General features: G+C 72.6%; 20 protein-coding genes and 1 riboswitch. Of the genes, 12 read left to right on the forward strand and 8 right to left on the reverse strand.

The annotated features are described in order from the left end of the window. The 9 genes from AB0H81_RS35655 to AB0H81_RS35695 form a co-directional block, all read left to right on the forward strand. Positions 1-605 (forward strand): FAD-dependent oxidoreductase (locus AB0H81_RS35655; RefSeq protein ID WP_358383862.1); only part of this gene is annotated, 605 nt, incomplete at its 5' end. After that, positions 602-2,296, forward strand: a complete 1,695-nt coding sequence (locus tag AB0H81_RS35660; protein WP_358383864.1) for a class I adenylate-forming enzyme family protein — start codon at positions 602-604, stop codon at positions 2,294-2,296. The genes AB0H81_RS35655 and AB0H81_RS35660, both read left to right, overlap by 4 nt. Then, positions 2,293-3,687: a lysine 2,3-aminomutase gene (locus AB0H81_RS35665; RefSeq protein WP_358383867.1), complete on the forward strand. Its 1,395-nt coding sequence runs from the start codon at positions 2,293-2,295 to the stop codon at positions 3,685-3,687. Before AB0H81_RS35660 ends, AB0H81_RS35665 begins: the two co-directional genes overlap by 4 nt. Next, positions 3,684-4,658, forward strand: coding sequence for a hypothetical protein (locus AB0H81_RS35670; protein WP_358383870.1), 975 nt, complete (start codon positions 3,684-3,686; stop codon positions 4,656-4,658). The genes AB0H81_RS35665 and AB0H81_RS35670 overlap by 4 nt, the downstream gene beginning before the upstream one ends. Then, complete coding sequence (locus AB0H81_RS35675; RefSeq protein ID WP_358383873.1) at positions 4,655-5,872, forward strand: AMP-binding protein; 1,218 nt, start codon at positions 4,655-4,657, stop codon at positions 5,870-5,872. The genes AB0H81_RS35670 and AB0H81_RS35675 overlap by 4 nt, the downstream gene beginning before the upstream one ends. Next, positions 5,869-7,131: an MFS transporter gene (locus AB0H81_RS35680; protein WP_358383875.1), complete on the forward strand. Its 1,263-nt coding sequence runs from the start codon at positions 5,869-5,871 to the stop codon at positions 7,129-7,131. Before AB0H81_RS35675 ends, AB0H81_RS35680 begins: the two co-directional genes overlap by 4 nt. Continuing rightward, on the forward strand, positions 7,128-7,979 hold the full coding sequence (locus tag AB0H81_RS35685; RefSeq protein ID WP_358383877.1) for an SDR family NAD(P)-dependent oxidoreductase: 852 nt from the start codon (positions 7,128-7,130) through the stop codon (positions 7,977-7,979). The genes AB0H81_RS35680 and AB0H81_RS35685 overlap by 4 nt, the downstream gene beginning before the upstream one ends. Further along, on the forward strand, positions 7,976-8,362 hold the full coding sequence (gene paaI / locus AB0H81_RS35690; RefSeq protein WP_358383880.1) for a hydroxyphenylacetyl-CoA thioesterase PaaI: 387 nt from the start codon (positions 7,976-7,978) through the stop codon (positions 8,360-8,362). Before AB0H81_RS35685 ends, paaI begins: the two co-directional genes overlap by 4 nt. 140 nt (positions 8,363-8,502) lie before the next feature. Next, the gene (locus AB0H81_RS35695) at positions 8,503-9,759 is read left to right on the forward strand and encodes a hypothetical protein (protein WP_358383882.1); all 1,257 of its coding nucleotides are present in this window, start codon (positions 8,503-8,505) and stop codon (positions 9,757-9,759) included. Between the two features lie 35 nt (positions 9,760-9,794). On the opposite strand, the gene AB0H81_RS35700 is transcribed toward AB0H81_RS35695, so the two are convergent. The 6 genes from AB0H81_RS35700 to AB0H81_RS35725 form a co-directional block, all read right to left on the reverse strand. Beyond that, positions 9,795-10,694, reverse strand: a complete 900-nt coding sequence (locus AB0H81_RS35700; protein ID WP_358383884.1) for a CHRD domain-containing protein — start codon at positions 10,692-10,694, stop codon at positions 9,795-9,797. 83 nt (positions 10,695-10,777) lie between these two features. Continuing rightward, a complete protein-coding gene (locus AB0H81_RS35705) occupies positions 10,778-11,872 on the reverse strand; it encodes a hypothetical protein (protein ID WP_358383887.1) in 1,095 nt (364 codons plus the stop codon). After that, positions 11,869-12,048, reverse strand: a complete 180-nt coding sequence (locus AB0H81_RS35710; protein ID WP_358383890.1) for a BTAD domain-containing putative transcriptional regulator — start codon at positions 12,046-12,048, stop codon at positions 11,869-11,871. Before AB0H81_RS35710 ends, AB0H81_RS35705 begins: the two co-directional genes overlap by 4 nt. A 252-nt stretch (positions 12,049-12,300) precedes the next feature. Next, positions 12,301-12,426, reverse strand: coding sequence for a hypothetical protein (locus AB0H81_RS35715; RefSeq protein ID WP_358383893.1), 126 nt, complete (start codon positions 12,424-12,426; stop codon positions 12,301-12,303). Positions 12,427-12,539: 113 nt separating this feature from the next. Further along, positions 12,540-13,019 (reverse strand): DUF5946 family protein, encoded by a 480-nt coding sequence (locus tag AB0H81_RS35720; protein ID WP_358383895.1) that lies wholly within the window; start codon positions 13,017-13,019, stop codon positions 12,540-12,542. Next, entirely contained in the window at positions 13,016-13,921 is a 906-nt protein-coding gene (locus tag AB0H81_RS35725) for a hypothetical protein (RefSeq protein WP_358383897.1), read from the reverse strand. The genes AB0H81_RS35720 and AB0H81_RS35725 overlap by 4 nt, the downstream gene beginning before the upstream one ends. A 316-nt stretch (positions 13,922-14,237) precedes the next feature. Further along, positions 14,238-14,384: riboswitch (cyclic di-AMP (ydaO/yuaA leader) on the forward strand. Positions 14,385-14,396: 12 nt separating this feature from the next. Between AB0H81_RS35725 and AB0H81_RS35730 the strand changes: the two genes are divergently transcribed. The 3 genes from AB0H81_RS35730 to AB0H81_RS35740 all read left to right on the forward strand — a co-directional run bounded on the left by AB0H81_RS35730 (position 14,397) and on the right by AB0H81_RS35740 (position 16,741). Beyond that, complete coding sequence (locus AB0H81_RS35730) at positions 14,397-15,155, forward strand: GH25 family lysozyme (protein ID WP_358383899.1); 759 nt, start codon at positions 14,397-14,399, stop codon at positions 15,153-15,155. A gap of 128 nt (positions 15,156-15,283) precedes the next feature. Further along, complete coding sequence (locus AB0H81_RS35735; RefSeq protein WP_358383902.1) at positions 15,284-15,751, forward strand: VOC family protein; 468 nt, start codon at positions 15,284-15,286, stop codon at positions 15,749-15,751. 36 nt (positions 15,752-15,787) lie between these two features. Then, the gene (locus AB0H81_RS35740) at positions 15,788-16,741 is read left to right on the forward strand and encodes a pyridoxamine 5'-phosphate oxidase family protein (protein ID WP_358383904.1); all 954 of its coding nucleotides are present in this window, start codon (positions 15,788-15,790) and stop codon (positions 16,739-16,741) included. Here the strand turns inward: AB0H81_RS35740 and AB0H81_RS35745 are convergent. After that, positions 16,729-17,733, reverse strand: a complete 1,005-nt coding sequence (locus AB0H81_RS35745) for an aldo/keto reductase (RefSeq protein WP_358383907.1) — start codon at positions 17,731-17,733, stop codon at positions 16,729-16,731. The genes AB0H81_RS35740 and AB0H81_RS35745 overlap by 13 nt on opposite strands. After that, positions 17,730-18,412 (reverse strand): FAD-dependent oxidoreductase (locus tag AB0H81_RS35750; protein ID WP_358383910.1); only part of this gene is annotated, 683 nt, incomplete at its 5' end. The genes AB0H81_RS35750 and AB0H81_RS35745, both read right to left, overlap by 4 nt.

Here is an 18,412-nt window from a genome sequence, read left to right on the forward strand (position 1 = left end):
CGCCGCGCGGCCAGGTGCGCGGAACCCACGCCGTGGTGGCGGTCCCCCCGGTGCTCGCCGACGCGATCGACCACCGGCCCGGGCTGCCCGCGCCCCGCTCCACCCCGGTGACCGGCCCGGGCTGCGCGGTGAAGGTCCACCTGGTCTACCCGTCGCCGCTCTGGCGCGAGCAGGGCCTGTCCGGCTGGTCGGTCAACGCCGGCGGCCCCCTGCTGTCCACCGTGGACGACTCCCCGGCCGGGGGGCGGGCCGGCGTGCTCACCGGCTTCGTCACCGGCCGCGAGGCGCGCCGCTACGCCGCGCTCCCCGCCCGCGAGCAGCGCGAGCTGGCCGTGGCGCAGGCCGCGCGGGTGTTCCCCGAGCTGCCGCCGCCGACCGCGTTCCACCTCACCGACTGGGTCAACGAGCCCCACAGCCGGGGCTGCTACGCGGCCCTGTTCGGCCCGGGCGACTGGCTGCGCCTCGGCCCCCGGCTGGCCACCCCGCACCGGCGCGTGCACTGGGCCGGCACCGAGACCAGCACCGAGTTCTTCGGCCTCATGGAAGGCGCCATCCGGTCAGGTCACCGCGTGGCGGCAGAGATCACCTGGAGGGAAACACCATGACCTCGATCGCACCCCTGCCCGTCCGCCGGCGGTTCATGACCGAGCCGGAGCTGGGCGCGGGCAACTTCCTCGACCACGCCCTGGCGGGCAACCCCAACCGGGACGTGCCGTTCGTCCACACGCACCGCACCGACCACCGCGGCCAAGTCGTGCTGCGCGGCCACAGCCTGGTCGACCTGGCCCGAATGCGCGACGGCTACGCCCGCTGGTACCACGCCAACGGCGTGCGGCCGGGCGACCCGGTCGGGATCGTCGTGGCCGAGGGCCTCGAGCCGCTGATCCACTTCCTGGCGCTCACCGCGCTCGGCGCCATCCCCGCCATGATCAACGACGCGATGCGGCCGGACGTCATGGTCCGCTACCTCAACCACGTGGGCGCGGTGGGCATCGTCGCCGACGACACCACCCGGCTGCAGGTGGCCTACCGCAACGACCCGCAGAACCGGCCGCGGTTCATCGCGCTCGCCTCCGAGGTCCGCGCCTTCGACGCCGCCTCGGGCACGCTCCCGGAGTCCTACCCCCACCGGCACGAACCGGACGACATCGTGGCGCTGATCCACTCCTCCGGCACCACCGGGGTGCCCAAGTCCACGACGCTCGGCCACCGGTCCTTCTGGGACGGCAAGCAGGCCAGGATGGAGCGCTTCCCTGCCGAGCCGTACGACCGGCTCATGTCGCTCATGCCGCACACGCACGCGGGCGGGCTGAGCTACTTCCTCACCGCGGTCCTGCTCGGCCTGCCGACCGTGGTCATGGCGGACTGGCGGCGCGCCGTGGTCGAGCCGGTGATGGAGGCCTTCCAGCCCACCATGCTCGCCTCCTTCCCGCGCACGTTCGTCGAGCTGGCCACCGGCGAGCTGCCGGTCAAGGGCGCGGCCCGGGTGCACTCGTGGTTCAACACCGGCGACTCCGCCCACTACGGGCACATCCGCCGCCTGGTCCAGCTCGGCGAACGCCCGGCCGGGCTGATCAAGCCGTGGCTGCTGCCCGCCGGCGCCTCCGCCGGCGAACCGCTGCCCGGCTCCCAGTTCATCGACGGTCTGGGCTCCTCCGAGATGGGCATGGCGCTGTTCGGCATGGTGTTCACGCCCGAGACGCCGCGCGACGACCGCTGCGTGGGTAAGGCGCAGGACGCGGTCATCAGGGCCGCGGTCCTGGACGAGAACGGCGAGGAGGTGCCCGACGGCACCGTCGGGCTGCTGGGGGTGATCACCCCCTCGCGCACCCCCGGCTACTGGAACGACCCGCGCCTGACCGAGAGCTTCGAGCTCAACGGCTTCTGGCTCACCGGCGACGTGGCCCGCAGGGACGCCGAGGGCACCTTCTACCACCTCGACCGCACCGTGGACGTCATCGACACCCTGGCCGGGCCGGTCTACAGCCTGCCCGTCGAGGAGGTCCTCATCGCCGACTGCGCGGACCTGGTGCAGGACTGCTCGGTCGTCGGCGTGCCCGGACCGGCGGGCGAGGGGCAGCGGCCGATCGCCGTGGTGCGGCTCCAGGCGGAGGCCGCGAACGCCACCGCCGAGGAGGTGCGGGACAAGGCCAACAAGGCGCTGGCCGACGCCGGCCTGGCCACGCTGGCCGCGGTGGTCATCGCGAGGACCGGCGAGGACTACCCGCTCGGCCCCACAGGCAAGGTGCTCAAGCGCGAGCTCCGCACCCGGCACGCGGCGCTGTTCGCCGCATGAGCCACCCGATGCCTGCCGGCGCCGCCGGTCCGCTCCACGGGCCCGACGCCGCCGGCCCGCCCTACAGGTACGCGCGCCGCCCGCTCGTGGAACCGGACTGGCGGCGCCTGCCGGGCTGGCGCGGCGTCACCGAGGCGCAGTGGCGCGACGCCCAGTGGCAGCGCGCCCACTGCGTGAAGAACGCCGGCCAGCTCCGCGCGGTCGCCGGCGACCTGCTCCAGGAGTCCTTCTACGCCGACCTCCAGGCCGACGTGGAGCGCTTCGCGACCATGTCCATGCTGGTCACCCCGCAGTTGCTGAACGTGATGGCGCCCGGCGCGCCGCTCCAGCCGGCCGCCTTCACCGAGGCGTTCCTCGCCGACCCGGTCCGCCGGTACCTGCTGCCGGTGGCCTCGGACCGGCACCCCGAGTGGCCCAGCCACCCGCGGGCGCGGCGCGACTCCCTGCACGAGGCCGAGATGTGGGCGGTGGAGGGGCTGACGCACCGCTACCCGACCAAGGTGCTGGCCGAGCTGCTGTCCACCTGCCCGCAGTACTGCGGGCACTGCACCCGGATGGACCTGGTCGGCTCCTCCACCCCCCAGGTCACCAAGGCGCGGCTGACGCTCAAGCCGGTGGATCGCGAGGAGCTGATGCTGGACTACCTCAAGCGCACCCCCCAGGTGCGCGACGTGGTGGTCTCCGGCGGCGACGTGGCCAACGTGCCCTGGCCCCGGCTGGAGTCGTTCCTGCTGCGCCTGCTGGACCTGGAGTCGGTGCGCGACATCCGGCTGGCCACCAAGGCCCTGGTCGGGCTGCCGCAGCACTGGCTCCAGCCCCGCGTCACGGAGGGGATGGGCCGGGTGGCGCGGCTCGCCCGCCACCGGGGGGTGAACCTCGCCGTGCACACCCACGCCAACCACGTGCAGTCGGTGACGCCCCTGGTGGCGGAGGCGACCCGGGCCCTGTTCGACGCCGGGGTGCGGGACGTGCGCAACCAGGGCGTGCTGCTGCGCGGGGTCAACACGACCCCGGCCGACCTGCTCGACCTGTGCTTCGCCCTCCAGGGGGAGGCCGGGATCCTGCCGTACTACTTCTACCTCTGCGACATGATCCCCAACGCCGAGCACTGGCGGATCCCGCTCCACCAGGGCCAGCGGCTGCAGGAGGCCGTCATGGGCTACCTGCCGGGTTACGCGACGCCGCGGGTCGTGTGCGACGTGCCGTACGTCGGCAAGCGGTGGGTGCACCAGGTTGCCGAGTACGACCGCGCGCTCGGCATCTCCTACTGGACCGTCAACCACGGCATCGGCCTGGGCGAGCCGCCCGACCCGGACCGCCGGTTCCCCTTCTACGACCCGATCGACACCCTCCCCGAGCCGGGCCGCCTCTGGTGGAAAGGACAACCATGAGCTCGCTGCGCCGCATGTGCTGGATCTTCCCGGACCGGGAGTCGACGCGGGCCCAGGCGATGTGGCACCCCTTCTTCTGGGACCTGTACGCCGAGGTGGCCGCGGAACTCGGCATGACGTGGTGCCGGCACGCGCCGGACGCGGTGACGGTCGACGGCCTGGCCACCGGCAAGCCGCGCGTCTACGTGGACCAGGAGCCGGTCACTCCCGAGGACACGCTCTTCATCACCGCGCTGTACTCCCTGCCGTACCAGTCGATGGACGTCTTCAACCAGTACGCGCTCTACGCCGTGCTGGAGCAGGCCGGCTTCTACCTGCCCTTCCCGGCCTGGCTGTCGCCCATCGCCAACGACAAGCTGGCCACGGTCCTGTACCTGCACGACTCCCCCGTGCCGCCCATCCCGACCATCCGGATCGGCACCGGCCGCGACACCGGCAAGCACCTGTACGAGGTGGCGCTGGACGACCTGACCTACCCGGCCATCGTCAAGCCGGCCGGGTGGTGCGGCGGGGGCGGGGTGAACCTGGCGCGCGACGCCGAGGAGATCCGCGGCCTGGCCAGCCTGGCGCAGGGCGGCGACACCGCGCTGGTGATCCAGCCGTACCTGGGCGACGGCACGATCGACTACCGCGTCTACGTCGTGGACGGCAAGCCGTACGCCGTCATGAAACGGACCCCGCAGCCCGGCTCGCCGGTCGCCAACGCCAGCAGGGGCGGCGCGATGGAGTTCCCGGAGGTCCCGGCGGAGCTGGCCGCGGCCACCGAGTACTTCGCGGCCAAGCTGCCCATCCCGTTCTTCTGCGTCGACTTCCTCTTCGACGGTGAGCGGTTCTGGTTCTCCGAGCTGGAACCCGACGGCGTGATCGCGCCGGACTGGGGCGACCCTGCCCGGACCCTCCAGCGCGACATCACCCGTGCCCGCTGGACCGCCTGCCGCGACGCCCACACCCGATGGCTGGAGAGATCATGAGCGACTTCTCGCTGTCCCCCGACCTCGACCTCCGCGTCGCGCAGCGCACGCTGGAAGGCCTGAAGTCCGTCCCCGCGCTCGCCCCCCGCTACGCCGGCCACGACAAGATCCTCTCGCTGGAGGACGTGGCCGCGCTGCCGGCGCTGGTCAAGGACGAGCTGAACGTGGCCCTCGCCCACCTGGAGCCCAGGGCCGGGACCGGCGCCACCTGGCTGTTCCAGAGCGGCGGCAGCACCGGCGCGCCCAAGGTGGGATACGCCCCCACCGGTTTCTACATGGCCGGCGTGCACGCCCAGTGGCAGCCGCTGGACCGCGACGACGTCTTCGTCAACGGCTGGGGCGCGGGGCGCATGTGGGGCGCCCACTTCCTGGCCGCCGCGTTCGCCGACCTGTCCGGGTGCCAGGTCATCGCGCTCGGCTCGGTCACCAGGGACGAGTACGGCGACTGGCTGTCGTTCCTCGCGGCCAGAGGCGTGACCGCGTTCGGGGGCACGCCGAGCGTGCTGCGGCTGTGGTTCGCCCACGCCCGCGCCACCGGGGTCCGCCTGCCGAGCCTGCGCAAGGTGCTCTGGCTGGGCGAGGCATGGCACCCGCAGCTCGACGAGGACATGGCCGTGGTCGCGCCGCGGGCGCGCCGGTGGGGCATGTTCGGCAGCACCGAGACCTGGGTGGTGGGCACCAACACGCCCGACTGCCCGGCCGACGTCTTCCACCCGCTGCCCGAGCAGCTCGTGCACGTGGGCGAGGACGAGCTGCTGGACTTCACCACGCTGAACCCGGACATGCTCAACCCCGTGCTGCGGTACCGGACCGGCGACGCCGGCCGGTTCGTCGCCTGCGCGTGCGGCGCCGAGGGCAGGGCGCTGCGGATCCTGGGCCGGCGCGACTCCGTGGTCCAGGTGCGCGGTCTCGGCCTGCACGTCGACGACATCGTGGCACAGGCCGAGCGGGAGCCCGGCGTCACGCGGGCGCAGATCGTCGTCACCGAGCAGCGCGGCCGGGTCTCCGCCGTCGAGGTGCTGCTGCTCGCCGGCCCCGACGCGCCTCCCGGCCTGGCCGGACGGCTGCGACGTGACCTGATGGCCGCGACCTTCACGCTCAGCACCGCCTTCCAGCACGACCCGGAGTCCTTCCGCGTACGGGTCGCCGACGCGCTGATCAGCAACGAGCGCACCGGCAAGACCGCGAGCTTCGTCATCAGGGAAGAGTCGTGAGGCTACGGCTGCCCGGGTCCCTGGGGCGGGAGTTCAACCTGTTCTGGAGCGGCCAGACGGTGAGCCTCGTCGGCGACCGGATCACCGTGTTCGTGGTGCCGACGCTGATGATCTTCGCGCTGGACGCCTCGCCGTTCGAGGTGGGCGTGGTCTCCATGGCCCAGTATCTCGGCATCCCCCTGCTCGGGCCGATCGCCGGCGTCCTGGTGGACCGGTGGAACAAGCGCGTCACCATGGTGACCTGCGATCTCGTGCGGCTGGCGGCGATCGCGGCCATCCCGGTCGCGTACTGGACGGGGGTGCTGAGCACGCCGCTGCTGTTCCTCTGCGTGGCGCTGGTCAGCGGGGCGACGATCTTCTTCAACGTCGGCTACCTGGTCGCCGTGCCCGCCACCGTGCCGCAGGACCGGCTGGTCCGCGCCTATTCGAGGCTGGAGGGCAGCCGGACGGTGTCGGAGGTGGCCGGGCCGTCGATCGCCGCGGGGCTCTACCACGTGTTCGGCGTGGCGGCGCTGCTCGTCGACGCGGCCAGCTACCTGCTCTCGGCCGCCTGCTTCACCTCCATGCGCCCGTGGGGCACCGCGACGGTCCAGCAGGGCTCGGTCTGGTCGCGGCTGGCGCTGGGCTTCCGGCTGAACTGGGCGGATCCGGTGCTGCGCCGGGTGGTCGTGGCCGCCGTGACGCTGAACTCGGGCGGCCCGGTCTTCGTCACCGTCCTGCCCGTCCTCGCCTACCAGGGGCTGGGGGTCCAGGTCGCCGCGTACGGCGCCGCGATGTCGGCGGCGGCCGTGGGAGCCGTCCTGGGCGCCCTCGCGGCGCCCAGGATCAGCGAGCGGCTGGGCCTGGGCCGCACCATGGCCTGGGCGCTCCTGCTCCACTGCCTGGTCGGCCTGGGCGTGCTGGCCGCCCCCACGCTCCCGCCGCCCGCCGTGATCGGCGTGACGATCGGCTGCTACGGCTTCTTCATGTCCTGCATCAACGTCTGCAGCGCGCCCATCCGGCAGTCGCGGATGCCGGCGGAGAACCAGGGCGTGATGCACGCCGCCTTCCGGACCGCGACCTGGGGTGTGATCCCGCTGGCGGCCCTGGCCGGCGGCTCGGCGGTCACGCTGCTCACCCCCGGTCTGGGCGTGCTCGACGCCGCCCGGGTCGTCATGGCCGGCGGGACGCTGCTCGCGGCGCTGTCGTTCCTGCCCGCGCTGGGCATCCAGCCGCTGCTGGAGAAGCAGGAGAGCGAGCTCGCGGGGAGCGCCTCATGAAGACGGTCCTGATCACGGGAACCTCGTCCGGCATCGGGCTGGCGACCGCGGTCACCGCGGCGCGGGCCGGGTTCGCCACGGTGGCGACCATGCGGGACCCGGACCGGGCCGGCGAGCTGCTGGAGGCCGCGGGGAAGGCGGGGGTCGAGCTGGACGTCCGGCGGCTCGACGTCACCGACGCCGGGTCGGCCGAGTCCTGCCTGCGCGCGGTGCGGGAGGAGTACGGGCGGCTGGACGCGCTGGTCAACAACGCGGGCGTGTCCAACTTCGACCCCACGATGGAGATGTCCACCATGGAGGCCCTGCGGGCCAACCTGGAGGTCAACTTCTTCGGGGTGATCGCCGTCAGCCGGGTGGCGATGCCGCTGCTGCGGGCCTCGGGCGGGCGCCTGGTGTCCGTCGGCAGCGTGCACGGCGTCGTGGGCCAGCCGTTCAACGAGGCGTACGCGGCGGCGAAGTTCGCGGTCGAGGGGTTCATGGAGAGCCTGGCCCCGGTCGCGGCCTCGCACGGGGTGACGGTGTCGGTGGTCGTGCCCGGGTTCGTGTCCGACACGCGGTTCGGGATTTTTCCGGACATCAACCGGAAGACCATCCAGGCGGCCTCCGGCCCCTACGCCCAGACCTTCGCCGGCTACATCGACTGGGTGCGTGGCAAGGGCTGGGAGGGGGCCGGCCAGTCCAAGTGGGAGGTGGCCGAGGTGGTGGTGGGCGCGCTGACCGCCGAGGACCCGCCGTTCCGTATCCCCACCAGCGCCTGGGTGGCGGACTACCTGGCCGCCAAGCTCGCCGACGCCGACGGCTCGACCGTGCGGGCACTGGCCCGTACCTGGCTGGGGGCCTCCGCATGAGCGGCCACACCGAGGACCCGGCCTGCCGGTCGCTCGGCATCACGCTCGAGGAGCTCGCCCCCGGCCGGGCCCGGCTCCGCATGCGGGTCACGGGCGACATGGTCAACCTGCACGGCGTCGCCCACGGCGGCTACGTGTTCCTGCTCGCCGACGCCGCCTTCGCCTACGCCTGCAACAGCCGCGGCCCGGTCACCCTCGCGCACAGCGCCCAGGTGACGTTCGTACGCCCGGCGGCGCCGGGAGAGGAGTTGCTGGCCGAGGCGGAGGAGCGGGTCCGGTACGGCAGGCACGGCGTCTACGACGTCACCGTGCGCCGTCCCGGGGGCGAGGTCGTGGCCGAGTTCCGCGGCCAGAGCGTCGCCGTCTCCGGCAGGCCGTCATGAACGAAGGACCCCCGGCCCGCTCCCCGGCCGGCTCCACAGCCGAACCTGAGCGCCCCTGAGCCGGCGCTGACCCGCGACCGTCCCGAATCCGCCCCGAATCCGCCCCGAAACCGCCCCGAAACCGCATCGAGGAGAACCGGATGCCCGCCAGACCGCTGAGCCACCTGATCGACTTCGCCCGGCGCAACTCGCCGTTCTACGCCGACCTCTACCGTGACGTGCCCGAGGGCGTCTCGGACCTCGCCCGGCTGCCGATCATCGACCAGGCGGCCTTCTGGGCGGCCAACACCTGGCCGGACAACCGGCTGCTGACCGGTCCGCTGACGGACGCCGGCGTGTACACCTCGGGCGGCACCACCGGCGCGCCGAAGGTCTCCCCGTGGACCCGCACCGAGCACTTCGACTCCACCTCCGCGTTCGGCGCGGGCATGGTCCGGGCCGGGCTCAGGCCCGGCCACCGGGTGGCGAACCTGTTCTTCGCCGGGCACCTGTACGGCGGCTTCCTCTACATCGAGGCCGCCCTGCACAACGCGCCGGTGGAGAACGTGCGGCTGCCGGTCGCCGGCCACACGCCGGACGAGGACGTCGCCGACCTGATCGCCGGCTTCGGCGTCAACGTGCTGGCCGGCACGCCGATGAAGCTCGGCGGGGTGGCGGAGGCGGTGATCGCCAAGGGGCTGGACGCGCGTTCGGTGGAACTACTGCTGTTCGCCGGCGACCTGCTCTTCGACGACCTGCGCCCGCGCCTGGCCAAGGCCTTCCCGGGTGCGGCGATCGCGTCGCTGGGGTACGCCACGGTGGACGCCGGCCTGGTCGGCGCGCCGGTGCCCGGTGACGACGTGCGGGTGCACGAGGCCTTCCCCGAGCGCACGCTGGTCGAGCTCGTCGACGAGGTGACCGGCGAGCCCATCACCGAGCCGGGTGTGCGCGGCCGCGTGGTGGTCACCAACCTCTTCCGCACGCTCATGCCGATCATCCGCTACCCGGTCGGCGACCTGGCCGAGTGGGTGGACGCCGAGTGCCGCGGGTTCCGCCTGGTCGGCCGGACGGTCGAGGGCGCCAGGGTGGCCAACGTGGCCATGGCCTACGAGGACGTCCGCGCCGCGCTCGCCGGCGCCGACCCCGGCGGGGTGATGACCGGGATGCAGATGGTCGAGCGCCGCTGGGACGGCAAGGACGGCCTCGTGCTCCGCCTGGCGGGCGCCGAGGAGCCGCCCGCCGGGCTGACCGAGCGGCTGGTCGAGGCCGTCCACGCGGCCCGGCCGCTCTACCCCGACTGCGTGGAGCAGGGGTTCGTCCACCCGCTGATCATCGAGTGGGTGCGGCCGTCCGAGCTGGTGACGCATCCGCGCACGGGCAAGCTCGTCCAGGTCGTGGACGAACGTCCGCACTCCTGAGCCCGGCCCTCGCGGCGGCCCGGGCGGCCGGGTGTCTACCAGTCGCCCCGGTAGAGCTGGCCGCGTACCGCGCCGCCGGGGAACTCGGCGGTGTGCAGGTTCACGTACCAGTTCTTCGGGTTCTTCCAGATGCGGCGGGCCACCGCGGCGGAGGTGGCCGCGCTGCCGGCGACGCCGTCGACACTGGCCGGGAGGCCCTTGGCAGCGGCGAAGAAGGGCACGACAACCGGCCCGTTCCTGCCCTTCGGGGCGCGGTGGATGTGCGCGCCGACCGGCGCCGCGATCCCCTTCCACGCCGCGGCGAACCACACCCGGTCGCCGTCCGGCTGCACCAGCCACCCGGCGCGCCCGTTGGGGTCGCCGACCTTCATGCCGGGAGCCGGCACCTCCTGCCGCCCGGCGGCGCGCGTGGTGAGCGTGGCGCCGAACCCGTGCGCCAGCACCGACTCCAGCTCCACCGGGTGGATCCGGTACAGCTGCGCCCGTACGGCGCCGCCGCCGAACTCGGCGTTGTGCAGGTTGGCGTACCAGTTGCCGGGGTTGGTGACGATGCGGCCGAGCAGACCGGTGTCCTTGACGAGGACCGTGCCCTTGACGGCGTGCAGCGTGGACGGCAGTGCCTGGCCGAAGAACGGGACCCTGACATCGCCGTTCTGACCCGCCTGCCCCCGATGGATGTGGAACCCGCTGGGCGCGTCGACCTTGTGCCATCGGACGGCGTAGTCGACCCGGTGGCCGTGGATCCGGAAGACGGCGACCGCGCTGCCGTCCCGGTCGCCCGTCTTCGTCCCCTGGGCGGGCACCTCGTTCACCCCTTTGAGCGCGGCGGCCAGGTAGATCGGGGTGCCGGCCTGCGCGGAGACCGGGCTGAGTGAGGTGGCGACCAGGGTGGCGGCGATGGACAGGCCGGGGACGGTGAGGGTGCGCATGTTCATGATGCCCCTTTCGGTTCTCTCTCGGCCTGGTACGGCGCCCTCCCTTGCCAGGTTCAAATACGGATAAATGAGCTTTCTGGCGGTCAGGCCAGTTCGTAGATCAGCAGGGTGCCGTCGCCTCGGCGGGCCAGGGCCCACAGCCGGGTCGTGCCGGGCACCGGGACGATGTCCACGAACCCCGCCCATCCCCCTTCCGAGGGCAGCGTCGACCGGGTCCAGCGGCCGTGGCGGAAGTTGAGCACGTACGACTGCCCGTGGGCGGGGTTGACGGCGATCCACACGCCGCCGGCCCGGTCGGCGCGGACGGCGGGCAGCCAGGCGCCGGCCAGCGGCAGGTCCAGCCACCTCCACGCGGTGCCGTCCCACCGCGCGACCAGGCCGCGATCGGGCACCTCACAGGACCCCGACCGCTGGGCGGCGCCCTGCGTGATCAGCCACACGTCGTCGCGGGCACGGGCCGCCATGCCGTAGAAGACGCCGGCGGGCGCGGGAGGGCAGCCGGGCGCGGGAGGAAGAGGAGTGGTGGCCCAGCCCGAGCCGTCCCGCCGGATCACCGTGGCCTCTCCGGCGGCATGAACCACCGCCCACACCTCGCCCCTGCCGGAGGCGGCGACGCGCGAGACCTGGTCGAGGTCGCCGTACGGGCTCGGCTTGGGAACCGCTTCCCACGAGCGGCCGTCCCAGTGGCGGAGTCCGGATCCGGAGTAGTCGTCCGGGCCGCCGTACTCGGAGATCCAGACGTCGTCCCTGGCCCCGACGGCGACGGACTCACGCGCGAACCTGCTGGGCCACGGACGGTACACCCACCGACCGCCGGCCAGCTGGAAGGGCCGGTCCCCGGCGAACAGCCACAGGTCGTCGCCTGACGGGGAGGCGGCGAACCACGCGCCGGAGCCCCTGACGCCCTTCGGCGGCGGGGCGGGCCGCCAGGAGACGCCGTCCCGGCGCAGCATCGTCCAGGACCAGGAACCGCCTTTCCGCCCGTTCTCCTCGGCCAGCACGGCCCAGGCCTGCCCCTGTCCCTGTCCCATGACGCCTATGGAGCCGATCCGTGTGGAGTCCACCCGGCCGGTCAGTCCTTGCGCCGTGTGGGTCAGGCGCCACGTGGCCACCCGCGTCGCGTGGTCGTCCGCTCCGCACACCGCGAGGAGGACGACGAGGACAGCCATGAATCTCATGAAAGATCACGATACGGCGCCTGGGTGAGGGCGGGGTCGGCCGCGAGGATGCGCCGGTGCAGATCGCGCACGGCAGGGGTCGGCTCCAGGCCGTGCTCGGAGACCAGCGTCGCCCGCAGCCCGCTGCAGACCGCCAGCGCCTCGGCCTGCCGCCCCGACCGGTACAGGCCGAGCATGAGCAGCGCGCCGCCATGTCGTTCTCGAACGCGTTGCGCAGCACCGGGTCGTACATGACGGGGCGCACCTCGGCGTCCGCGGCGCGGCTCAGCCGCTCCAGCCGGTCGGCGGCATCCGGGTGATGCCAGGTCGATGTGGGAGATCGGGTCGTCGGGGGGTACGGCGGTCACGTGGCGTCTCCTCGGTTCACCCAGGGGGAAGGCCGGCGGCGGACTGTCCCGCCACCGGCCGGCGGTCACTCGGTCACCGGGTTACTCGGCACGGGGAGACAGGAAGGGCGGGTACCAGGCGCGCTCGTGCGGGGCGTCGGTCGTCACGCTGGGCGCGCTGTTCCCGGCCGGCGCGAACTGCGGCATCTCCACGTTCTGGGTCGGCATGCTTCGTGCTCCGTTCACCTTGGATCGCTTGGCGTGTCCGAATCTACGGAGCCGGGGTTTGGCGCCGGTGTGGCCACGGTGCCGCCGACGGCGCCGTGCGCCCGGCTCCGGCGTCAGCTCCGGAGGGATCTCCAGGACTCCACGGTCGCTTCGGCGATGAGGGTGATGCGGCGTCCGTACGCCGCATGCCCATCCGCGACGAAGCTGCCGTCGCTGAACGGCAACCCGCAGAACGTGGCGCGGAAGTGCCCGGGAGGTCCGCCCGGCGGGAGCGGCTCGTACGGTTCGAGCGGCGCCATGTCGTAGCCCGACCGAGCCGTGTGCCTGTTGCGCGCCACCTGGTGAGCGGCCACGCGAAGCAGCGCGTCAAGGCCCTTGTCCACGTAGAGCTGCAACTGACGGAACTGGCCGTCAAGGTACTTCTCATGGGCCCTGGAAGGATGCTGCAGGAGGTAGGCGCAGACCACAACCCCGTGCCACCTGTACATCAGAGGGTCGGCCTGCTCCTCAGCCAGGATTCCGTGGTAGTAGTCCACGCACACGCCCAGCGGGCCGGCCGCCGCACCGCAGTCGCACTGCCCCGCGTCCGTCATGGCTTGGCCGGGAAGGTCAGGTCGAGCAGGGCGCTGGGGCGGGGCAGCGCCCCGGTCAGCGACGATTCCGGCGCCACCTGTGCGGGACGAGGCGCCGAGACGCGCATGGCCAGCGTTCTCGGGTGGTCCCGGCCGGGGTACTGGCTGAAGACCCCCGCCCGGCGGCCGCCGGAGACGGGCCAGCCGACGTCCAGGGTGAGGGCCTGGCCCCGCTCGTCGTCGACGTGCAGCGCCCAGCTGATCTTCGTCGCGGCGACCGCGGCCAAGGGCCGGCCGCCGATCAGGGCACGGAAGGTCGGGGAGACCGCGTGCAACCGCTGGAAGGTGATCGTGCCCCGGTACATGGTGGCCTTCAGGTCGGTTCCGTACGTGTCGGGGCGCTTGCTGGAAGCCGTGGTCAGGAGCGTCTTCAAGGTGGCCGGCTCGAAGACGTTGATCGGCTGGTCACCGTACGCCGCCGTGGTGGCGCTCCTGCGGCCCGCCGCCGCCCAGGTCCTGCCCTCGGGCAGCACGGGCGCGTACAGCGCGCCGGACCGGTAGAGCTGTCCGTTCACCGCGATCGAGCGGTGAGGTTTGGACTCCGTCGCCACCTTCGCCGCGTCCCAGGCACCCTCCTTCATCTGGTCGCGCATCCGGAACCCGGGACGGAGGGTACGGGTCATGTCGGCCGCGCCCACACTCGTTCCACCGAGCATGAGGACGCCGCGGTTCTCCACCTGGAAGACATCCTGGTCGCGGCCGAGGTACAGGCCGCTCAGCTCCACCACCCGCACCGCCTGACGCTTGGCGATCTGTTTCCGCAGCGAGGCGACCGGGTCGACGGCGGCCCGGGCAGGGGCGGGCGGTGTGACCAGCGCGGCGGAGACCAGGGCCGCTATCGACAGGGGGATCCAGCGTTTCATGGGCGCTCGCTTCATGATCGGGAAACGGACCGGCACATTCTGCCGGTCCGTCCACGGCTGTGTCACGCCCTCCGCAGGCCGGTGCCGTCGCGGGGGAACGCGCATTTTTTACCGAGCCCGCGAATCCCTGTGCCGTCGGGCCTTCAGTGCCCGTGCGACAGCCGGCACCCCTGTGCGCCAGGTGAGGCCACTTGCCGTACGCAGGGCATATGCATACCTTTTCCTAGCGCGGTACGGGCGCGGCCGGACAATCCGGGTCACGCCGTTGCCGCTTCGTTGACCAGACCGTGCACTGTCCCGGGAGATCCCTCGCGACAGTGCCCGGCCGCCGAGTCCGCGCCTCGCGGAGCCGGGGACCCATCTTCTCCGGGGTGAATCGGACGCCAGCCCTCACTGCGCGGCCGTAGGGCACTTCCACGCCCGAACCCGTCAGCTAACCCGGCAGGCGGCATGGAAGCAAGGAGTCGATACCCTCATGCCCAAGACCTGGCTTGCCACCGTCGTCCGTTCCCTCCCCACCACGCGCCTCAGCCTGGCCATCGGCGGGGCGCTCCTGGCCGGAACCACCGCCGTCGCCGGCGTGACCGGCACGGCGATCGCCTCACCCGCCGATCACGGCCCGGTGCACGCGGCCGAGCAGCAGCCCGGGTCCCTCAGCTACGGCCTGGACATCTCCCACCACGAGGCGCCGTACGACTGGAACGCCAGCTCCGCCCAGTTCGGCATCATCAAGGCCACCGAAGGCACGAGCTTCCGCGACTCCGCCTTCGCCGAGCACTGGCAGGCGCTGGCCAAGAAGGGCATCGTGCGCGGGGCCTACCACTTCGGCCACCCCGGCAACGACCCCGTCGCCGAGGCCGACCACTTCCTGTCCGTGGTGAACTCCCAGCCCGCCAAGGCCGGCGACCTGCTGGTCCTGGACCTGGAGACCACCGACGGCAGGTCCGTCGCCGAGGTCAACGCCTGGGCCAAGGCGTGGCTGTCGTACGTGAAGGCCAAGACCGGGGTCACCCCGATGTTCTACAGCGGCTGGAACTTCGCCGACACCTACGGCAAGGGCCTGGCCGCGTACCCGCTCTGGGTCGCCCACTACAGCAAGCCCAAGGGCACGGTCACCCCGCCGGCCGACTGGAAGTCCTGGACCATTCACCAGTACACCGAGTCCCCCGTCGACCAGAACGTCTCCAAGCTGACCCCCGGCCAGCTGCGGAGCCTCGGCCGCCCGGCCGCCTGACGGCCCGCTCCACTAACCAGCCAAACTCGAATAGCCGGTTGCCACGCCTCGCTCTAACCACTAATCTTCATATCAGTGGTTAGTCACGGCTGTCCGGGGTCTCCCCGGATTCCGATCGGAGGCATGGGATGACACACTCCACCACCGGCCCGAGCTCGCTGCGGACCGGGCACGTCGGTCTCAACGTCACGGACATAGAGCGTTCGCTGCCGTTCTATGTGCAGGTCTTCGGCTTCGAGGTCATGGCGGAAGGCAAGGAGAACGAGCGGCGCTGGGCTTTCCTCGGCCGCGACGACCGGCTGATGGTCACCCTGTGGCAGCAGAGCGACACCGCCTTCAGCGCCACCTCGGCCGGCCTGCACCACCTGTCCTTCCAGGCGGACTCGATCGACCAGGTCAAGGCGGCCGAGCAGGTGCTGCGCGACCTGGGCGCCCGGTTCCAGTACGACGGCGTGGTGCCGCACGGCGAGGGAGCCGCCTCGGGAGGCGTCTTCTTCACCGACCCCGACGGCACCCGCCTGGAGATCTACGCGCCCACCGGCGCGGACACCGCCCCGGCTCCCTCGGGCACCGCCCCCACCTGCGGCTTCTTCTGATCGCCCGCACGACGACCCAGGAGGGAGTGAAAGGCTGTGGCGGACGTCTACCACGCGGGTGAGCACCTCGTACAAGCACGGGCCGGTCTGCTGGAACAGGCCCGCTCCGCCTCGCGGACCATCCGCGGCCAGATACCCGGCGTCGCTCGCGAGTTCCTGGAGCAGCAGGTCACGCTCGTCATCGGCGCGGCCGACGACCGGGGCCGCGTCTGGGCCTCGCTGCTCACCGGCCCCAGGGGCTTCATCAAGGTCTCCGGATCGGCGGCGATCGACGTCGCCGCGCTTCCCAGCCCCGGCGATCCCCTGCACGCGCGTCTCACGGCCCCGGCCGGCGCGCCGTTCCAGGTCGGCATGATCGCCATCGAGCCGGCCACCCGCCGGCGGATGAGGATGAACGGCCGCGCCAGGCCGGCCCCCGGCGGGTTCCGCGTCGAGCTGGACCAGGTCTACTCCAACTGCCCGAAGTACCTCACGAAGCGCCACCCCGTTCCGGCCGGTCAGCCGGTCGAACCGGGCCCGGTGACCACCGCCGGCCACCTGAGCGAGGCGCAGCGCGCGCTGATCTCCCGGGCCGACACCTTCTTCGTCGCGACCGCCGATCGCGAGGGCGACGCCGACGCCTCCCACCGTGGCGGCAACCCCGGGTTCGTCGAGGTCACCTCCCCGACGACGCTGCGCTGGCCCGACTACAGGGGCAACGCCATGTTCTGCACCCTCGGCAACATCGAGGCCAGTCCCGCCGCCGGCCTGATCTTCCCCGACTGGCAGACCGGCGGCTGCCTGCAGCTCACCGGCGTCGCCGCGACCGACTGGGATCCCGGGCACGCCGCGGCGGTCCCGGGGGCCGAGCGCATGGTCGAGTTCACCGTGCACCACGTCGTCGAGATCACCGGCGCGAGTCCGCTGCGCTGGACCGGAGCCGAGTACTCCCGCTTCAACCCCCCGGCGTCCGCCCGGGAACGCCTCCTCGACGCCGGCTACCAGGCGTAGGCCTCGGGAGCGGGTCCCCCGGGGCCGGGGAAGACGGCGTCGAGGAGCGCGAGCTGCCCGGAGTCGAGCGTGACGTCGAGAGCGCGCTCGGCCAGGGCCAGGTGCTCCACCGTGCGCGCCCCCACGATGGGGGCGGTGACCCCCGGCTGGTGCAGCAGCCAGGCCAGGGCGACGACGGCCGGGTGCTCGCCGAAGTCGTCGCACGCCTTCTCGTAGCGCTCGATCTGTTCGCGGCTGCTCCGCAGCCCCGTGGCGGCGCGGCCCTCCTTGCTGCGCGCGGCGTGCTGCTTGCGCAGGATCCCGCCGAGGAGACCGCCGTACAAGGGGCTGTACGGCAGGAAGCCGATGCCGAGGTCACGGCAGGCGGGAAGCACCTCGAGCTCGACGGAGCGCTGCATCAGGCTGTAGATGCTCTGCTCCACGACGAAGCCGAGCATCCCGCGCCGCTCGGCCACGGCCTGGCCGCGCACGATGTGCCAGCCGGCGTGGTTGCTGGTGCCGAAGTAGAGGACCTTGCCCTGCTGCCGCAGCAGCGACAGCGCCTCCCAGATCTCCTCCCACGGGGTGGACCGGTCGACGTGGTGCAGCAGGTAGAGGTCGAGGTGGTCGGTCTGCAGGCGTCTCAGCGACTCGTCGCAGGCCCGCCTGATGTGCCGGGCGGAGAGCCGGATGTCGTTGACGCCGGAGCCCATGGCGCCGTAGACCTTGGTCGCGAGGACGACCTGGTCGCGGCGGGCCGGTGTCTTGGCGAGCCAGGTCCCGATGATCTCCTCGGTGCGGCCCTTCTCCGGTTCGTGCCCGTACACCTGCCGGTTGGCGTCGGCTCCGTACACGTCGGCGGTGTCGATGAGGTTGATGCCGCTCGACACAGCGGCGTCGAGGATGGTGTGCGCGGTGGCCTCGTCGGTGAGCGGGCCGAAGTTCATCGTTCCGAGGGCCAGCCGGCTGACCTGGAGCCCGGAGCGGCCGAGGTGGGTGTGGCGGGTGCTCATCGGACGTCCTCGAATCGGTCGGGGGAGAAGGTGGCGAGGTCGAACTCGCTCTGCCCGTCGAGGGCGAGCTGGGCGCAGGCCAGGCCCACGGCGGGTGAGTGCTTGAACCCGTGTCCGGAGAAGCCGCCGGCGAAGACCACCCGATCGGTGCCGCCCACGGCGCCGATGATGAAGTCGCCGTCGGGCGTCTTGGAGTTCATGCAGGCCATGGCGCGGACGGCCTGGGGACGCAGCCCGGGGAAGGCGCGCCGCGTGAAGTCCTCCACGGGGGCCAGGTCGTCAGGTGTGGGATCGTGCCAGTTGTCCTCCGGGCGTTCGAGCCACCGCTTGCTGGCCGTGCCGCCGACACCGATCTTGACCCCTTGGCCGTCCACGTCCGGGATGCCCCAGCCGTCCAGGTCGCCGCTCTCGCGGATGAACGTGGGGAAGCGCTCCGGCTCGTAGCCGGCGCCGCCGTCCGCGGGCTCGAACCACGACAGGCACGATCGCTGGGTGCGCAGCGGCAGGGCGACGCCGGGCAGCAGGTCCAGGCCCCACGCGCCCGACGCGAGGACCACCCTGGTCCCCCGGAACGTGTCCTCGTCGGTCACGACGTCGACGTGTCCGCCGGACACGCGCAGCGCGCGCACGGCGGTGCCGGTGCGGATGTCGGCGCCCGCGCGCCGGGCCGCGTCGACGG

This window comes from Nonomuraea sp. NPDC050691 (genome assembly GCF_040654455.1).
In the GTDB taxonomy this organism is placed as follows: Bacteria; Actinomycetota; Actinomycetes; order Streptosporangiales; family Streptosporangiaceae; genus Nonomuraea.

Bases quoted from the DNA above. Each gene is read 5' to 3' on its own strand.
- AB0H81_RS35660 (WP_358383864.1), top strand. From the start codon at position 602: ATGACCTCGATCGCACCCCTGCCCGTCCGCCGGCGGTTCATGACCGAG.
- AB0H81_RS35665 (WP_358383867.1), top strand. From the start codon at position 2,293: ATGAGCCACCCGATGCCTGCCGGCGCCGCCGGTCCGCTCCACGGGCCC.
- AB0H81_RS35670 (WP_358383870.1), top strand. From the start codon at position 3,684: ATGAGCTCGCTGCGCCGCATGTGCTGGATCTTCCCGGACCGGGAGTCG.
- AB0H81_RS35675 (WP_358383873.1), top strand. From the start codon at position 4,655: ATGAGCGACTTCTCGCTGTCCCCCGACCTCGACCTCCGCGTCGCGCAG.
- AB0H81_RS35685 (WP_358383877.1), top strand. From the start codon at position 7,128: ATGAAGACGGTCCTGATCACGGGAACCTCGTCCGGCATCGGGCTGGCG.
- paaI (WP_358383880.1), top strand. From the start codon at position 7,976: ATGAGCGGCCACACCGAGGACCCGGCCTGCCGGTCGCTCGGCATCACG.
- AB0H81_RS35695 (WP_358383882.1), top strand. From the start codon at position 8,503: ATGCCCGCCAGACCGCTGAGCCACCTGATCGACTTCGCCCGGCGCAAC.
- AB0H81_RS35700 (WP_358383884.1), bottom strand. From the start codon at position 10,694: ATGAACATGCGCACCCTCACCGTCCCCGGCCTGTCCATCGCCGCCACC.
- AB0H81_RS35705 (WP_358383887.1), bottom strand. From the start codon at position 11,872: ATGAGATTCATGGCTGTCCTCGTCGTCCTCCTCGCGGTGTGCGGAGCG.
- AB0H81_RS35710 (WP_358383890.1), bottom strand. From the start codon at position 12,048: ATGCTCGGCCTGTACCGGTCGGGGCGGCAGGCCGAGGCGCTGGCGGTC.
- AB0H81_RS35715 (WP_358383893.1), bottom strand. From the start codon at position 12,426: ATGCCGACCCAGAACGTGGAGATGCCGCAGTTCGCGCCGGCCGGGAAC.
- AB0H81_RS35720 (WP_358383895.1), bottom strand. From the start codon at position 13,019: ATGACGGACGCGGGGCAGTGCGACTGCGGTGCGGCGGCCGGCCCGCTG.
- AB0H81_RS35725 (WP_358383897.1), bottom strand. From the start codon at position 13,921: ATGAAACGCTGGATCCCCCTGTCGATAGCGGCCCTGGTCTCCGCCGCG.
- AB0H81_RS35730 (WP_358383899.1), top strand. From the start codon at position 14,397: ATGCCCAAGACCTGGCTTGCCACCGTCGTCCGTTCCCTCCCCACCACG.
- AB0H81_RS35735 (WP_358383902.1), top strand. From the start codon at position 15,284: ATGACACACTCCACCACCGGCCCGAGCTCGCTGCGGACCGGGCACGTC.
- AB0H81_RS35745 (WP_358383907.1), bottom strand. From the start codon at position 17,733: ATGAGCACCCGCCACACCCACCTCGGCCGCTCCGGGCTCCAGGTCAGC.